At 62.5% G+C, this 16,177-nt stretch carries 13 protein-coding genes; 12 read left to right on the forward strand and 1 reads right to left on the reverse strand.

The window, feature by feature from the left end; translation table 11 throughout:
• Positions 1-8: 8 nt before the first annotated feature.
• The 12 genes from KHO23_RS06140 (at position 9) to KHO23_RS06195 (ending at position 13,560) form a co-directional block, all read left to right on the forward strand.
• A complete protein-coding gene (locus KHO23_RS06140) occupies positions 9-638 on the forward strand; it encodes a YfgM family protein (RefSeq protein ID WP_211610138.1) in 630 nt (209 codons plus the stop codon).
• A gap of 75 nt (positions 639-713) precedes the next feature.
• Complete coding sequence (bamB, locus tag KHO23_RS06145; RefSeq protein WP_211610139.1) at positions 714-1,859, forward strand: outer membrane protein assembly factor BamB; 1,146 nt, start codon at positions 714-716, stop codon at positions 1,857-1,859.
• Positions 1,860-2,284: 425 nt separating this feature from the next.
• The gene (gene der, locus KHO23_RS06150; protein WP_211610353.1) at positions 2,285-3,622 is read left to right on the forward strand and encodes a ribosome biogenesis GTPase Der; all 1,338 of its coding nucleotides are present in this window, start codon (positions 2,285-2,287) and stop codon (positions 3,620-3,622) included.
• Positions 3,623-3,777: 155 nt separating this feature from the next.
• Entirely contained in the window at positions 3,778-4,014 is a 237-nt protein-coding gene (gene hfq, locus KHO23_RS06155) for an RNA chaperone Hfq (protein ID WP_006051315.1), read from the forward strand.
• Between the two features lie 30 nt (positions 4,015-4,044).
• Positions 4,045-5,259: a GTPase HflX gene (gene hflX, locus KHO23_RS06160; protein WP_211610140.1), complete on the forward strand. Its 1,215-nt coding sequence runs from the start codon at positions 4,045-4,047 to the stop codon at positions 5,257-5,259.
• Between the two features lie 49 nt (positions 5,260-5,308).
• Positions 5,309-6,682, forward strand: coding sequence for an FtsH protease activity modulator HflK (hflK, locus tag KHO23_RS06165; RefSeq protein ID WP_211610141.1), 1,374 nt, complete (start codon positions 5,309-5,311; stop codon positions 6,680-6,682).
• A gap of 12 nt (positions 6,683-6,694) precedes the next feature.
• On the forward strand, positions 6,695-7,597 hold the full coding sequence (gene hflC, locus KHO23_RS06170) for a protease modulator HflC (protein ID WP_211610142.1): 903 nt from the start codon (positions 6,695-6,697) through the stop codon (positions 7,595-7,597).
• Between the two features lie 44 nt (positions 7,598-7,641).
• Entirely contained in the window at positions 7,642-7,833 is a 192-nt protein-coding gene (locus KHO23_RS06175; RefSeq protein WP_054041860.1) for a DUF2065 domain-containing protein, read from the forward strand.
• A gap of 244 nt (positions 7,834-8,077) precedes the next feature.
• On the forward strand, positions 8,078-9,229 hold the full coding sequence (locus KHO23_RS06180; protein ID WP_211610143.1) for an ATP phosphoribosyltransferase regulatory subunit: 1,152 nt from the start codon (positions 8,078-8,080) through the stop codon (positions 9,227-9,229).
• Between the two features lie 202 nt (positions 9,230-9,431).
• Positions 9,432-10,778: an adenylosuccinate synthase gene (locus KHO23_RS06185; RefSeq protein WP_211610144.1), complete on the forward strand. Its 1,347-nt coding sequence runs from the start codon at positions 9,432-9,434 to the stop codon at positions 10,776-10,778.
• A gap of 3 nt (positions 10,779-10,781) precedes the next feature.
• Positions 10,782-11,372, forward strand: coding sequence for a phosphoribosyltransferase (locus KHO23_RS06190; protein ID WP_211610145.1), 591 nt, complete (start codon positions 10,782-10,784; stop codon positions 11,370-11,372).
• A 301-nt stretch (positions 11,373-11,673) separates the two neighbouring features.
• The gene (locus KHO23_RS06195; RefSeq protein ID WP_211610146.1) at positions 11,674-13,560 is read left to right on the forward strand and encodes a potassium transporter Kup; all 1,887 of its coding nucleotides are present in this window, start codon (positions 11,674-11,676) and stop codon (positions 13,558-13,560) included.
• A 162-nt stretch (positions 13,561-13,722) separates the two neighbouring features.
• On the opposite strand, the gene KHO23_RS06200 is transcribed toward KHO23_RS06195, so the two are convergent.
• Entirely contained in the window at positions 13,723-16,065 is a 2,343-nt protein-coding gene (locus tag KHO23_RS06200) for a Tex family protein (RefSeq protein ID WP_211610147.1), read from the reverse strand.
• Between the last annotated feature and the right edge of the window lie 112 nt (positions 16,066-16,177).

The raw sequence follows: 16,177 nt of genomic DNA on the forward strand, positions 1-16,177 counted from the left end.
GCCGGGCGATGAGTTACCACGACGAGCAAGAATCGATTGAAAGTCTGAAGGCATGGTGGACGCAGTGGGGCAATGCAACCACGTGGATTGTGCTGGTGGCGCTAGTTGCCGCAGCCGGCTGGAACGGCTGGAATTTCTGGCAGCGGCGTCAGGCAGCGGAAGCCGCGGTGCTGTATGACCAGGTGCAGCAAGCCGTGGCATCGGGCGACAAGGCGAAGATCACGCGCGTTGCCGCCGACATGGAAGACAAGTTCAGCAGCACCGCGTATGCGCAGATGACCGCCCTGGGCGCGGCCAAGGCGTTGTACGCCGCGGGTGACGAGGCCGCCGCGAAGGCGCAGTTGCAATGGACCATCGATCACGCCAAAGACGACGAGTTCAAGCAGATCGCCAAGCTGCGCCTGGCCTCGCTGCTGCTCGACGACAAGGCTTACGACCAGGGTCTCGCATTGCTCGCCGAACCGCAGTCCGATGCGTTCAAGGGTATCGTGGCGAACGGCCGCGGTGACCTGCTCGCAGCTCAGGGCAAGCGTGACGACGCGCGCGCGGCCTACAAGCTCGCGCTCGACTCGCTGTCGAAAAACGATAGCTCGGCTCGCCAGTTGATTCAATTCAAGCTGGACGCGCTGGGCGGCTAAGCGCCGCATGCAGTGCGCCGCATGTAGCGACCAACCGGTCTCCTTTAATTAATTTCCTGAATGCTTCGTCCACCGATGAATCTGCTGAAACGTTACGCTGTGCCCGTTGCCTGTGCGATGACCGTCCTCACCTTGGCGGCTTGCTCATCCGCGAAAGACGAGCGCCGCGTGCCGACGCCGCTCACCGAGTTCAAACCCGTGCTCGACGTGCAGCAGGCGTGGAAGACAAGCGTGGGCAAGGCGGGCCGTTACCTGTTCTCGCCGGTGGCGGTCGGCAACGCGGTGTATGCCGCTGGCGCCAACGGCTCGGTTGCGAAGATCGACGCACAAACCGGCAAGGACATCTGGCGTGTCAAGCTGCATGACGATCTGTCGGCTGGTGTCGGCAGCGACGGCACGCTCGCGGCGGTTGGCGGACTGAAGGGCGACGTCTACGTGCTCGGCGCGGACGGCAAGCAATTGTGGACCGCCAAGGCACCCGGCGAAATCATCTCGCCGCCGCTGGTTGGCAACGGCCTCGTGGTGGTGCGCACGGTCGACGGTCAGATCGTCGCGTTCAATGCGCAAACCGGCGAGCAGAAGTGGAACTACCGCAACCGCGCGGTGCCGCTCAATTTGCGCGTCTCGTCGGGCATGACGTTCGCGGGTGACGCGGCGGTGCTGGCGGGCTTCCCGGGTGGCGCGTTCGCTGCGATCAACCTGCAGACCGGCGACAACTACTGGCAGACGCCGGTGTCGTATCCGAAGGGCGTGACGGAAGTGGAGCGCATCAATGACGTGACTGGGCCGCCCACGCTGGTCGGTTCGGAAACCTGTGCGGTGACGTTCCAGGGCCAGATTGGCTGTTTCGATGCGAACTCGGGCCGCGCGCTGTGGGAAAAGGCGTTCTCGAGCACGAGCGGCCTGGCGCAGGATGACCGCGCCGTGGTGGCGGCGGACGACTGGTCGGTGGTGTCGGCGTTCGACGCCTCCAACGGCGCACCGCTGTGGAAGAACGACAAGCTCAAGAACCGCGACCTCAGCGTCCCGTTCATCCTGGGTCACGCCGCAGTGCTGGGCGACTATCAGGGTTACGTGCACTTCCTGTCGCGCGACGACGGTACGCTCGTGGCCCGTGTGAAGACCGACGGCAGCCCGATTACCGCAGCGCCGGTGCTGGCCGGCGAAACGCTGGTCGTGCTGACGCGCGACGGCGACCTGTACGGCTACCGCCCGCGCTAATCGCGCAGGCTGGGTAGTCAGACGTGCAGGCCGGCTTCGCCGGCCGCACGCGTTTTTGTTGTGTAGAAGCTTAACTAGAAGAATTGCGCCGGACTGGCTGGTCCGGCGAGTCGGATCAGAAACGGCCCATGTGGCCATCGGTGGCTGCTTGCGGCGCCACCTTCGACGCGATCGTCATCGATACCGCAGAGAATCGTATCGAACTGGCGTGCGAGCCGTTGAGCAAGAAAGACTGAACCTGGCGGCCCATTGGCGCCGCCCCATACAGCCAAACCCCCGTCCGCCCGGGTGCGCATATTGACAGCACATCCGGGGCTGGCCGAATTCGTGATAATTTTCGTCAAACGCTGCCGTGTAGCGGCCGCATGGCGTCGCTACGCGGCCCGGTCGATTTCGATCCCGCGTTTCACCGTGAACAACATCTGATGAAACCCGTTATTGCCCTGGTTGGGCGCCCCAATGTGGGGAAATCCACGCTATTCAACCGCCTCACGCGTACGCGTGATGCGCTGGTTGCCGACCTGCCCGGTCTCACCCGCGATCGCCATTACGGCGAAGGGCGCGCCGGCGACCGGCCGTATCTGGTCGTCGATACTGGCGGCTTCGAGCCGGTCGCGAAAGACGGCATCCTGCACGAGATGGCGCGTCAAACCCGCCAGGCGGTCGAGGAATCGGACGTCGTCGTGTTCATCTGCGACGGCCGCAACGGTCTCGCACCGCAGGACAAGACGATCGCCGACTACCTGCGTAAGACCGGTCGGCCGATTTTCCTCGTCGTCAACAAGGCGGAGGGGATGAAGTACAGCAACGTCGCCGCCGACTTCTACGAGCTCGGCCTCGGCGACCCACGCGCGATTTCGTCCGCGCACGGCGACGGCGTGACCGAAATGATCAATGAAGCGCTCGCGGTCGCCTATGCCGGTCAGCCGGAAGAGAGCGACGAAGAGAAAGCAGCGCATGGCGTGAAGATCGCGATCGTCGGCCGCCCGAACGTCGGCAAGTCGACGCTGATCAATTCGCTGGTCGGCGAAGAACGCGTGATCGCGTTCGACATGCCCGGCACCACGCGCGATTCGATCTACGTCGACTTCGAACGTCAGGGCAAGCCGTACACGCTGATCGACACGGCCGGCTTGCGCCGTCGCGGCAAAGTGTTCGAAGCGATCGAGAAGTTCTCGGTGGTGAAAACACTGCAGTCGATCTCCGACGCGAACGTCGTGATCCTGCTGCTCGACGCGCGCCAGGACATCTCGGAGCAGGACGCGCACATTGCCGGCTTCGTGGTCGAGCAGGGTCGCGCGCTGGTGGTAGGCGTGAACAAGTGGGACGGACTCGATTCGCATGTGCGCGAGCGCACCAAGGCGGACCTCGAGCGCAAACTAAAATTTCTGGACTTTGCGAAATTCCACTTCATTTCCGCGACGGAAAATACGGGGATTGGCCCGCTGATGCGCTCGGTGGACGACGCGTACAAGGCTGCGATGGCCAAGCTGCCGACGCCGAAGCTCACGCGCGCGCTGATCGAGGCGGTGGAATTCCAGCAGCCTCGTCGCCGCGGTCCGGTGCGTCCGAAACTGCGCTATGCGCACCAGGGTGGACAGAACCCGCCGCTCATCGTGATTCACGGTAATGCGCTCGATGCGATCACCGAAACGTACAAACGCTACCTCGAAAACCGCTTCAGGGAAACTTTCAAGCTGACTGGGACTCCATTGCGCATAGAGTTCAGATCGTCGACGAACCCTTACGCGGACAAAGGCTGAAATTCAGGCTGAAACCCGCGTGTGTGCTGGGTTTGGTCGCCAGGCCAGGCCTCTCGCGCAAAAATGAAAATCGGCTATAGTGTAGCGGTTGACGGCGGATCTCTTTTTCCTTCGTCGTCAATTCAGTCAACCTGCAAAAAAATACGGAGTTTGCTATGAGCAACAAAGGGCAATTGTTACAAGACCCGTTTTTGAACGCACTGCGTAAAGAGCACGTGCCGGTGTCGATCTACTTGGTCAACGGCATCAAGCTTCAAGGGAACATCGAATCGTTCGACCAGTACGTCGTGTTGCTCAGGAATACGGTCACCCAGATGGTCTACAAGCACGCAATTTCCACGGTCGTGCCTGCCCGTCCGGTGAATTTCCACCCGGATTCCGAACAGTCCTAACCCCCGTCGCGGCCGGCGTAGCGTCGCCCGTTGGCGATTACTCCCGGCCGCCTCATTTTGATACCGTCCAATTTGATCAATGCAGCGCTTGTCGGCATCGACTTCGGTAAGATCGATTTCGAAGCCAGCCTAGAAGAACTCAGCCTGCTCGCGCAAAGCGCGGGCGCGAATCCCTTAGTCACCCTCACGGGGCGCCGGTCCAGTCCCGATGCCAAGATGTTCGTCGGCAGCGGCAAGGCCGAAGAACTGCGTCTTGCGTGTGAGGCAAACGACATCGAACTCGTCATTTTCAATCATGCTCTGGCTCCTGCGCAGCAGCGCAATCTGGAGCAGGCGCTTAACCGCCGCGTGATTGATCGCACCAGCCTGATCCTCGATATTTTTGCGCAACGCGCCCGCAGCCACGAAGGCAAGCTGCAGGTGGAGCTCGCGCAGTTGCAGTACCTGTCGACGCGGCTAATCCGCGCATGGACCCACCTTGAACGCCAGAAGGGCGGTATCGGGTTGCGCGGTCCAGGCGAAACGCAGCTCGAAACCGACCGCCGTTTGATCGGCGAGCGGATCAAGGCGCTCAAGACCCGGCTCGAAAAGCTGCGCCGTCAGCACGGCACGCAGCGCCGCGCGCGCAGCCGTAACCAGACCATGTCCGTGTCGCTCGTCGGCTATACGAATGCGGGCAAATCCACCCTGTTCAATGCACTGACGAAGGCCCAGGCGTACGCCGCCGACCAGCTCTTCGCCACGCTGGATACCACGTCCCGCCGTGTGTATCTCGGCGACGAAGCCGGTCAGGTGGTAGTGTCCGACACGGTCGGCTTCATCCGTGAATTGCCTCACCAACTGGTGGCGGCTTTCCGCGCCACGCTCGAGGAAACCATTCACGCCGACCTGCTGCTGCATGTGGTTGACGCGTCTAGCGCCGTGCGCCTCGATCAGATCGATCAGGTGAACGAGGTGTTGCACGCAATCGGTGCGGACACGATCCGTCAGGTGCTGGTGTTCAACAAGATCGACGCCGTGCCGGAGTTGGCGGCCCGTGGCGACGCGGTCGAGCGGGATGAGTATGGTAATATTTCGCGCGTCTTTTTGAGCGCGCGCACGGGGCAAGGGCTGGATACATTGCGCGCTGCCATCGCTGAAATCGCTACTGCCGAACCTCTCTCCGATGTGCTGGTCGATCTGTCGGAAGAAGACCGGTCGGCGGCGCCACGCGAGGACCGTAAGGTCTCAGAACTCGGGCACTGACCCGCTCCAATTGCACTGACCCGCTGTCTACTCTGGTGAACGAACACAGGTGAACGAATACAACGAGCGGAGTATCTGGCTGCGCATGCGCGCCTTGCTTTCACTGAACGATCCGCGCTGGGGCCGGGGCGACGGCAATGGCGAGCGCCAACGACCCAACGAACCCAAGCGTCCGCCGACCAAGGACGGTGAAGGCCCGCCCGATCTCGACGAGATGTGGCGCGATTTCAACCGTCGTTTGAGCAGCGTGTTCGGCCGTAAGGGCGGTGGTGCGGGTGGTGGCCGTCCGGACAATGGCCGCGGTGCGCGCATCGGCGTAGGCATCGTGATCGGCGTGCTGATCGCGATCTATCTCGGCAGCGGCGTGTTCGTCGTGCAGGATGGTCAGGCCGGCGTCGTGATGCAGTTCGGCAAGTATCGCTACACCGCGGGGCAGGGTGTGCATTGGCGCCTGCCGTATCCGTTTGAAGCGCATGAACTCGTCAATATCGGCCAGATCCGTCAGGTGGAGATCGGCCGTAACAACGTGGTGCGTCTCGCCAATGTGAAGGACGCGTCGATGCTCACGCACGACGCCGATATCGTCGACGTGCGCTTTGCCGTGCAGTACCAGGTGAGCAAGCCGACTGATTATCTGTTCCGCAGCGTCGATCCCGATCAGAGCGTCATGCAGGCCGCGCAGGCGGCGGTGCGCAGCATCGTCGGCGCGCGCAGCACCAATGACATCCTCTATCAGGATCGCGAAACAATTCGCCAGCAACTGATGGCGTCGATCCAGCAATCCCTGGATCAGTACCAGTCCGGCCTTGCCGTGACCGGTGTAACGATTCAGGGCGTGCAGGTGCCCGACCAGGTGCAAGCCGCCTTCGACGACGCCGCCAAAGTGCGTCAGGACAACGAGCGCGCGAGGCGCGACGCGCAGGCTTATGCCGCCGATTTGCTGCCGCGCGCGCAAGCCGACGTCGCGCGCCAGATCGACGAAGCGAAAACGTATAGCGACAAGACCGTGGCCCAGGCCCAGGGCGACGCCGAGCGTTTCAAGCAGGTCTACGCGCAATACTCGAAAGCGCCCGCTGTGATCCGCGAGCGCATGTACCTGGAAACCATGCAGCAGATCTATTCGAATACGACCAAGGTGTTTGTGGACAGCAAGAGCGGCAACAACGTGTTGTATCTGCCGCTCGACAAACTGGTCGAGCAGACACGCCAGCGTGTTGCCGACGCTGCGGTGGCCGCTTCCGGCGCTGCCGCTGCCTCGGGTGCCGCGGTGCCGCAAGCCGCGAGCAGCGCTGCCGCACCGTCTGCCGCTGCTTCGGCACCCGCCGCGGTTGCGACGCCTGCCAGCCAGGCTGCAGCCAGCAGCGACGCACTGCGTTCACGCGACTCCTTCCGCAGTCGTATGCGCGAAGACGACGTTCAATAAGGAGCGCACATCATGAACAAAATCATTGCGCTCGTCGTTGGCCTCGTCATCGTGCTGTTCGCCGCATCGTCCATGGTATTCGTGGTCGACCAGCGGCATATGGCTGTGCTGTCTTCGCATGGCGACACCGCGCCCGCTTTGCTCGGCCCGGGCTTGCACGTGAAGCTGCCGCCGCCGTTGCAAACGGTCACGCTGGTCGATAACCGCATCCAGTCGCTCGACGCGCCGGATGAAGACCGCTATGTCACGTCGGACAAAACAGATCTGCTGGCCAATCCGGTCATCAAGTACCGTGTGACCGATCCGCTGAAGCTGCTCGCCGAAACCAAGGGCGACGTGCAAAGCCTGTCGGACCGCCTGGCGTTGTTGTCGCGCAGCGCGCTCGGCGACGCGTTCGGCAAGGTCACGCTGACCGATGCGCTTGCGAAGCAACAAGCCATTGCCGACGAAGCACGTGGCACGATGGACAAAGCGGCGGCGTCGCTGGGCGTTTCGGTGCTCGACGTGCAACTGACGCGCGTCGATTTTCCGGCAGCAATGGCCGACTCGGTCTACAAGCGGATGATCGCCGCGCGCGAGCAGGCCGCAGCCGACGAACGTGCGAAGGGTACGGCGGAGGCTGACCAGATCAAGGCGGACGCCGTCGGCCAGCAACAGGCGATACTCGCGGACGGCTATCGTCAGGCGCAGACCATCAAGGGCGAGGGCGATGCCAAGGCAGCGCAAATCGCGGCCGAGGCATACGGCAGCGACCCGCAGTTCTACCAGTTTTATCAAAGCATGCAGGCGTACAAGAATACCTTCAAGCCAGGCGACGTGATCGTGGTCGACCCGAGCAGCGAGTTCTTCCGCTTCATGCGTAGCCCGACCGGCGGCGCCGCCCCGGACGCTTCCGCGGCACCGCGCAAACACTGATAACCGGAACGCCGCGGCATCCGCATCGCGGCCCTTTCATTCGCATGGACATAGCCGGCTCGTTACTGCTCGCGATCGCATTGATGCTGATTATCGAAGGGATGTTTCCCTTCGTTTTCCCGAGCGCCTGGCGCGACACGTTCCGTAAAATAGCGGAACGGCCGCCGCATCAGATTCGCGTCGGCGGGCTGGTCGTGATGGTGCTCGGGCTGATTCTGCTGTTCATCGTGACCTGACGGGGCGCTGCACAGCGCCTGTTGCCGCGCACCGTTGCGTTTGCCGATTGGCGTGCTATCGGCGGCGTGGCACCAGAGGGTGTCGCACTGGCGAGCGTTCCAGCGCGTGTCAGGACGGTCGGCTGAGGAACGGCGAAGGGTATTCCGACGCCCGCCAAAGCCGCCAAAATAGAGCCGTCGCCCGCCATTCACACTCATTTACCGGCGCCCCAGTCGCCGTGTTCAACGTCGTAGGACTGTATCGATGTCGACCTGGTTACTTCCCGAGAATATCGCCGACGTGCTGCCGTCGGAAGCCCGCAAGATCGAAGAGTTGCGGCGCCATTTGCTGGACCGTTTCCGCTCGTACGGCTACGAGATGGTGATGCCGCCAATGCTCGAGTACATCGAGTCGCTGCTCACCGGCGGCGGGCACGATCTGAATCTGCGCACGTTCAAGCTGGTCGATCAGATGTCCGGGCGCACGCTCGGTCTGCGCGCCGACATTACGCCGCAGGTCGCGCGTATCGACGCGCACCTGCTGAACCGTCAGGGCGTGACGCGGCTTTGCTATGCCGGCAATGTCGCGCATACGCGTCCGCGCGGCTTGCATGCCACGCGCGAGCAGATTCAGATTGGCGCGGAAATCTACGGTCACGCCGGTCTCGAAGCGGATCTGGAAATCCAGCAGTTGATGCTCGACGCGCTGCGTCTGGCCGGCCTCTCGAAAGTGCGGCTCGATTTGTGTCATGCAGGCGTGCTCGCCGCGCTGATCGAAGCGGAGCCTGCTGCAGCCGAGTTGGGGCAATCGCTCTACGACGCGTTGGCCGGCAAGGATGTGCCGCGCCTCGTCGAGTTGACCGCCAACCTCACGCCGGTCACGCGCGACGCATTGCGCGCGCTTCCCACACTCTACGGCGACGCCTCGGTGCTTAACGAAGCCCGTGCACGCTTGCCGAACGCACCGGCCATTGCTCGTGCGCTCGACGATCTCGCGTTCCTCGCCAGCCAGGTGGACGGCGCCGAAGTGATGATCGATCTTGCCGATTTGCGCGGCTACGCGTACCACAGCGGCGTGATGTTCTCGGCATATGTCGACGGCGTGCCGAATGCGGTTGCGCGCGGAGGCCGTTACGACCACGTCGGGCAAGCCTATGGCCGCGCGCGTGCGGCAACCGGCTTCTCGCTCGATCTGCGGGAAGTGGCACGCATTTCACCCGTTGAGGCCCGCAGCAGCGCGATTCTCGCGCCGTGGCAACACGACGAAGCGTTGCGCGCCAGCGTCGCCGCGCTGCGTAACGCCGGTGAAGTCGTGATCCAGGCGCTTCCTGGTCACGAGCACGATCTGGACGAATTCGCCTGCGACCGCGTGTTGGTCGAGCGCAACGGCGCGTGGGTCGTCGAACCCCGTTCGTGAGCGCGAACCGATAGACCGCCTGAGGGACATCCCAAGGGCATTTCAGAAGGCGTCCAAAGCGTCGCCGGACCCGGCGCGGCCCCCGGCCGCGCTATTTTCGATATACCCACCATAACGTGCATACCGTTGAGCGGAAACGGAAAAATTCGGAAGGTTCCGCGAACATAGGTAGAATACGTTTTTAACCAGCTTACGAAACAACATGTCTGCCAGCGCAGTGAATGTGAACCCCGGGCGCAACGTCGTCGTCGTGGGGACCCAGTGGGGTGATGAAGGCAAGGGCAAGATCGTCGACTGGCTGACGGACCACGCTCAAGGCGTCGTTCGCTTCCAGGGCGGTCACAATGCCGGTCACACGCTTATCATCGGCGGCAAGAAAACCATCTTGCGTCTGATTCCGTCGGGCATCATGCATCCCGGCGTCGCGTGCTACATCGGCAATGGCGTCGTGTTGTCGCCGGAAGCACTGTTCAAGGAAATTGGCGAGCTCGAAGCCGCCGGGGTCGATGTTCAGAATCGCCTCTTCATTTCCGAAGCCACCACCCTGATTCTGCCGTACCACATTGCCATTGACCAGGGCCGCGAAGCGCGCCGTGGCGCGAGCAAGATCGGCACGACCGGCCGCGGTATCGGCCCGGCCTACGAAGACAAGGTGGCACGCCGGGGCTTGCGCGTGCAAGACCTGTTCGAGCCGGAAAGCTTCGCCGAACGACTGCGTGAAAACCTCGACTATCACAACTTCGTGCTGACGCAATACCTGGGCGTCGCCGCGGTCGACTTCCAGCAAACGCTCGACACGATGCTGAGCTACGCCGACCGTCTGAAGCCGATGGTGACCGATGTCTCGCGCCGTCTGTACGACGAAAACGCAGCCGGTAACAATCTGCTGTTCGAAGGCGCGCAAGGCACGCTGCTCGACATCGACCACGGCACCTATCCGTACGTCACGTCGAGCAACTGCGTAGCCGGAGCCGCCGCCGCGGGTGCGGGCGTCGGTCCGCAAAAACTGAACTACATCCTCGGTATCACGAAGGCGTACTGCACGCGCGTCGGTTCGGGCCCGTTCCCGAGCGAACTGTACGACGCGGATAACGCAGAGCGTCGGGAGCCGATCGGCCTGGAACTCGCCAAGGTCGGCAAGGAATTCGGCTCGGTTACCGGCCGTCCGCGCCGCACTGGCTGGCTCGACGCCGCCGCGTTGCGCCGTTCGATCCAGATCAACGGCGTGTCGGGCCTGTGCATGACCAAGCTCGACGTGCTCGACGGTCTCGACGAAGTGAAGCTGTGCATCGGCTATATGGTCGACGGCCAGCATGTCGACCTGCTGCCGCGTGGCGCATCGGAAGTCGCGCGTTGCGTGCCGGTGTACGAAACCTTCGCGGGCTGGAAGGAAAGCACCGTCGGCATCACGGAATGGGACAAGCTGCCGGCCAGCGCGCGTGCGTATCTGACGCGTGTGCAGGAAGTCGCGGGTATTCCGATCGACATGGTGTCGACCGGTCCGGATCGCGACGAAACGATTCTGCTTCGTCATCCGTTCAAGGTTTAAGCCATGGTGCAAGGTGTACCCATGATTGCGATGAAAGATCCGCGCAACGATGACAAGAACCTGTGGGTCGGCTGGGATGAGTATCACCGGCTGATCGAACTGCTGGCGTTGGGCGTGCATGAGTCCGGCTGGAAGTTCGACAAGATCCTGTGTCTCGCGCGCGGGGGCTTGCGCGTCGGCGATCAGCTCTCGCGTATTTACGACCTGCCGCTGGCGATTCTCGCCACCAGTTCGTACCGCGAAGCGGCCGGCACGGAGCAGGGTGAACTCGACATCGCGCAATACATCACCATGACGCGCGGCGAGCTGCACGGCAACGTGCTGCTGGTCGACGACCTGGTCGATTCCGGTGTGACGCTGGCACGCGTGCAGCAGCATCTGAAGGAACGCTATCCGGCGATCACCGCGGTGCGCTCGGCCGTGCTCTGGTACAAGGGCTGCTCGAAAGTGAAGCCCGACTACCACGTGCAGTATCTGCCTACCAATCCGTGGATTCACCAGCCGTTCGAGGAATGGGATACGGTTCGGCCGCATAACCTCGGCGCGTGGATCAAGCGCGGTATGCAGCAGGAGCAGGATTCGTCGAACACGTGATGCGCGCTACGACGCCGTACCTGTCGCGTCGTATCCAGTGCAGTGCCTGCAAAACGGAGCCCAATAGGGCTCCGTTTTTTTGTGCGTCAACATCCGCCATATGGCGTTACGCGAGCGGCGCCTTGCAAAAGGCGTACGCCCGCACCGTCGAAAGGCCTGGCGCAGCAGACGTGTCCAAATCGCGGTGCTACACTTCGCGGACCATCCACGTGGTGTATCCACAACAAGCCGGGCGGCGCTAGGCGGGCAGTTTAGAATAGCGGTCGTTTTTTCCGCTCAGGGAACGGATTTCCTCGCGTCTATGACAGATAACAATCACGTGCACAAACAGCCTCTGCCTTCCCTCGCGATTGCCGCGATCGGCGTGGTATTCGGCGATATCGGCACGAGCCCGTTGTACTCGCTGAAAGAGGCCTTCAGCCCGTCACATGGCATTCCGCTGACCGATCAATCGATTCTCGGCGTGATTTCGCTGCTGTTCTGGGCGATCGTGATGGTCGTCAGCATCAAGTACGTATTGTTTGTAATGCGTGCGGACAACAATGGTGAAGGCGGTGTTCTCGCGCTGATGGCGCTGGCACTGCGCTCTCTCGACCAGAAGTCGAAAGCGGCCGGATTGTTGATGATGCTCGGCATCTTCGGTGCCTGCATGTTCTATGGTGATGCGGTGATTACGCCGGCGATTTCGGTGATCTCGGCGGTCGAAGGTCTGGAGATCGCGGCACCCAATATGTCTCATCTGGTGTTGCCGCTCACCATGGTGATTCTCGTGCTGCTGTTCTGGATTCAGCGGCACGGCACGGCCCTCGTCGGCCGGCTGTTTGGTCCGATCATGGTGGTGTGGTTCCTGGTGCTCGCAGCGCTCGGTCTGTGGCACATCATTCAGTCGCCGAACGTGATCCGCGCACTGAACCCGTATTACGCCTACACCTTTATGGCCGCGCATGTGTTGCAGGCTTACGTGGTGCTCGGCTCGGTCGTGCTGGTGCTGACCGGCGCCGAGGCGCTCTATGCCGACATGGGTCATTTTGGCGCCAAGCCAATCCGGATGGCCTGGTACTGCCTCGTGATGCCTTCGCTTGTGCTGAACTATTTCGGCCAGGGCGCGTTGCTGATGCACGACCCGAAGGCGATCGAAAACCCGTTCTTCCTGCTCGCGCCGGATTGGGCACTGCTGCCGCTCGTGGTGCTGTCGACGGTGGCGACCGTGATTGCGTCGCAGGCAGTGATTTCCGGTGCCTATTCGCTGACGAGCCAGGCGATCCAGCTCGGCTACGTGCCGCGCATGAAGATCCTGCATACGTCGGAACTGGCGATCGGTCAGATCTATGTGCCGGTGGTGAACTGGATGCTGCTCTTCATCATTCTGTGCATCGTGATCGCTTTCAAGAGCTCGGATAACCTCGCCGCCGCGTACGGTATCGCGGTGACGGCCACCATGGTGATTACCACGGTCCTCGCCTGCGTCGTGATGCTAAAGGTGTGGAAGTGGAACAAGTTCCTCGTGGCGCTGATCATCGGCGTGTTCATGGTGGTTGACTTAGGCTTTTTCGGCGCCAATCTGCTGAAGGTCGCAGAGGGCGGCTGGTTGCCGCTCGGCATCGGGGCGTTGCTGTTCTTCCTGCTGATGACGTGGTTCAAGGGCAGGATGATCGTCAAGGAGCGCACGGCCGCCGACGGTATTCCGCTCATGCCGTTCCTGCAGGGCTTGCTCGCGCACCCACCGCACCGCGTGTCGGGTACGGCGATCTATCTGACGGGCAGCGATTCGCTCGTACCGGTGAGCTTGCTGCACAATCTGAAGCACAACAAGGTGCTGCACGAGCGCACCATTTTTCTGACCTTCGTGACGCTCGATATTCCGTATGTGAATGACGCGGAGCGCGTGACGGTAAAGGATCTCAACGGCGGCCTGTACCTCGTCAAGGCGGCGTACGGGTTCAATGAAACTCCTGACGTGAAGGCGGTGTTGCTCGAGGTCGGCCGCACGCACGACATGACGTTCGAGTTGATGGACACGTCGTTCTTCCTCGCCCGCGAAACCGTGGTGCCGACTCAGTTGCCGGGCATGTCGGTGTGGCGCGAACGTGTGTTCGCGTGGATGCATCAGAACGCCGCCAAGCCGACCGATTTCTTCAGCATCCCGGCCAATCGGGTGGTGGAATTGGGGACGAAGATCGAGATCTGAGGACGGACGCTCATTCGAGCGCGCCTTGCATGTCGAGGCGCGACAAATGGCTGGCGACAAGCGATAAAAAAGCCCACGCAATGGCGTGGGCTTTTTTTTGCCGCTCAGACTCGTGAACGGTAGATGTCAGCACATGATTCAGCTACGCACTGACGAACCAGCTTACTTCTGCTTGAGCTTGGCGAATGCAGCGGCCATTGCGCCGCCTGCTTCCGGCTCACGCGAGCGCTGTTGCTGCGCGCCGCGTCCAGCACCGCCTGGGCGGCCGCGATCCTGCTGGGCGCCGCCACCGCTGCGCGGCGCTGCTGCCGCGCCAAACTCGTCGTCCAGACGCATGGTCAGCGCGATTCGCTGGCGCTTGACATCGACTTCCAGCACCTTGACCTTGACGATCTGGCCGGCCTTGACCACTTCGTGCGGGTCCTTGATGAACTTTGTCGACATGGCCGACACGTGTACCAGGCCGTCCTGATGCACGCCGATGTCGATGAACGCGCCGAAGGCTGCCACGTTCGTCACGACACCTTCGAGCACCATGCCCGGCGTCAGGTCGCTGACCTTCTCGACGCCTTCGCGGAAGGTCGCGGTCTTGAACTCGGGGCGCGGGTCGCGGCCCGGCTTTTCGAGTTCCAGCAGAATGTCGCGCACGGTCGGCAGGCCGAAGCGTTCGTCGACGAATTCCGCCGGCGACAGGCCGCGCAGCGCGTCGCGATTGCCGAGCACTTCGCCGACGTGCTTGCTGATCTTCGCGAGCATGCGTTCCACGACCGGATAGGCTTCCGGGTGAACCGACGAGCGGTCGAGCGGATTCTCACCGTTGTTGATGCGCAGGAAGCCGGCGGCCTGTTCGAAGGTCTTGTCGCCGAGTCGCGGCACCTTGCGCAGATGTTCGCGCGAAGGGAACGGGCCGTTTGCATCGCGATAGTCGACGATGTTGCGCGCCAGCGTCGCGTTCAGACCCGACACGCGCGCCAGCAACGCGACCGACGCCGTATTGGCATCCACACCGACCGCGTTCACGCAATCCTCGACCACTGCGTCGAGCGAGCGGGCCAGTTCGCGCTGATTCACGTCGTGCTGGTATTGGCCGACGCCGATCGCCTTCGGTTCGATTTTCACCAGTTCCGCGAGCGGATCCTGTAGACGGCGTGCAATCGATACGGCGCCGCGCAGCGACACGTCCATGTCCGGGAATTCCTTCGCCGCGAGTTCGGAAGCCGAATACACCGACGCACCGGCTTCCGAGACGACGATCTTCTGCATCTTGAACTCCGGATGACGCGCGATCAGTTCGCTCGCGAGCTTATCCGTCTCACGCGACGCCGTGCCGTTGCCGATGCTGATCAGTTCCGCTTGCGTCTGCGCGCAGATGCGCGCGAGCTTGGCTAGCGAGCCGTCCCAGTCGCGGCGCGGCTCGTGCGGGTAAATGACGTCGGTCGTCAGCACCTTGCCGGTGCGGTCGACCACTGCCACCTTCACACCGGTGCGCATACCCGGATCGAGGCCGATCACGGCCTTCGGGCCCGCCGGCGCTGCGAGCAGCAGGTCCTTCAGATTGCGCGCGAACACGCGAATCGCTTCGTGCTCGGCTTCGTCGCGCAGATTGGTCAGCAATTCGTTTTCGATGTGCGGCTGCACCTTCACGCGCCAGCACCAGCGGCACACGTCGGAGAGCCACTTGTCGGCCGGGCGGTTCTGATTGGCGATGCCGAAGTGGCGGGCGATCAACGCTTCGCCCGGATGCGGCACCTGCGCGTCGAGTTCTTCGCCCAAACCCAGCTTGACCATCAGCACGCCCGCATTGCGGCCGCGGAACAGGGCGAGCGCGCGGTGCGACGGCACGGTCCTGATGGTTTCCGCATAGTCGTAGTAATCGCGGAATTTCTCTTCTTCCGCGTTTTCCTTGCCTTCGACCACTTTCGACGACACCACGCCCTGGTTGAACAGGTAGTCACGCAGCTTGCCGAGCAGATCCGCGGTTTCGCCGAATTGTTCGGAGAGGATATCGCGTGCGCCGTCGAGCGCGGCCTTGATGTCCGCGACACCTTTTTCGGCGTCTACGTAGGCGGCGGCTTCGGTTTGCGGGTCGAGCAGGGGATTGGCCAGCAGCGCGTCGGCGAGCGGCTGCAGGCCGGCTTCGCGGGCGATCTGCGCGCGCGTGCGGCGCTTGGGTTTGTACGGGAGATACAGGTCTTCCAGCACCTGCTTGCTGTCTGCGGCTTCGATCGCGGTGCGCAACTCGTCGGTGAGCTTGCCCTGTTCGTCGATGCTGGCGATGATCGCGGCGCGCCGGTCTTCCAGCTCGCGCAGATACAGCAGACGCTCCTCGAGATTGCGCAGTTGCGTGTCGTCGAGATTGTCGGTCACTTCCTTCCGGTAGCGGGCGATGAACGGAACAGTCGCTCCTTCGTCGAGAAGTTGCACCGCGGCCGCGACCTGGCGCGGCTGGACGGACAGTTCGGCGGCGATGCGCTGTACGATCTTGAGTGCTACGGTTTCCGTCATAAGGTCTTGGTGTTCCTGCTACTCAATCAAAGGTCGCGCGGCAATGGCGCACTTCGGGCACAGGCCGGGCCCACGTCGGGCACGCCGGTGCACGCTGGGCGTGCGCGCTGCG

The organism is Paraburkholderia haematera (assembly GCF_905220975.1).
GTDB classification, from domain to species: domain Bacteria; phylum Pseudomonadota; class Gammaproteobacteria; order Burkholderiales; family Burkholderiaceae; genus Paraburkholderia; species Paraburkholderia haematera.

Excerpts from the sequence above, each read along its gene's own strand:
- KHO23_RS06140 (WP_211610138.1), top strand. The coding sequence starts at position 9 with ATGAGTTACCACGACGAGCAAGAATCGATTGAAAGTCTGAAGGCATGG.
- bamB (WP_211610139.1), top strand. The coding sequence starts at position 714 with ATGAATCTGCTGAAACGTTACGCTGTGCCCGTTGCCTGTGCGATGACC.
- der (WP_211610353.1), top strand. The coding sequence starts at position 2,285 with ATGAAACCCGTTATTGCCCTGGTTGGGCGCCCCAATGTGGGGAAATCC.
- hfq (WP_006051315.1), top strand. The coding sequence starts at position 3,778 with ATGAGCAACAAAGGGCAATTGTTACAAGACCCGTTTTTGAACGCACTG.
- hflC (WP_211610142.1), top strand. The coding sequence starts at position 6,695 with ATGAACAAAATCATTGCGCTCGTCGTTGGCCTCGTCATCGTGCTGTTC.
- KHO23_RS06175 (WP_054041860.1), top strand. The coding sequence starts at position 7,642 with ATGGACATAGCCGGCTCGTTACTGCTCGCGATCGCATTGATGCTGATT.
- KHO23_RS06180 (WP_211610143.1), top strand. The coding sequence starts at position 8,078 with ATGTCGACCTGGTTACTTCCCGAGAATATCGCCGACGTGCTGCCGTCG.
- KHO23_RS06185 (WP_211610144.1), top strand. The coding sequence starts at position 9,432 with ATGTCTGCCAGCGCAGTGAATGTGAACCCCGGGCGCAACGTCGTCGTC.
- KHO23_RS06190 (WP_211610145.1), top strand. The coding sequence starts at position 10,782 with ATGGTGCAAGGTGTACCCATGATTGCGATGAAAGATCCGCGCAACGAT.
- KHO23_RS06195 (WP_211610146.1), top strand. The coding sequence starts at position 11,674 with ATGACAGATAACAATCACGTGCACAAACAGCCTCTGCCTTCCCTCGCG.
- KHO23_RS06200 (WP_211610147.1), bottom strand. The coding sequence starts at position 16,065 with ATGACGGAAACCGTAGCACTCAAGATCGTACAGCGCATCGCCGCCGAA.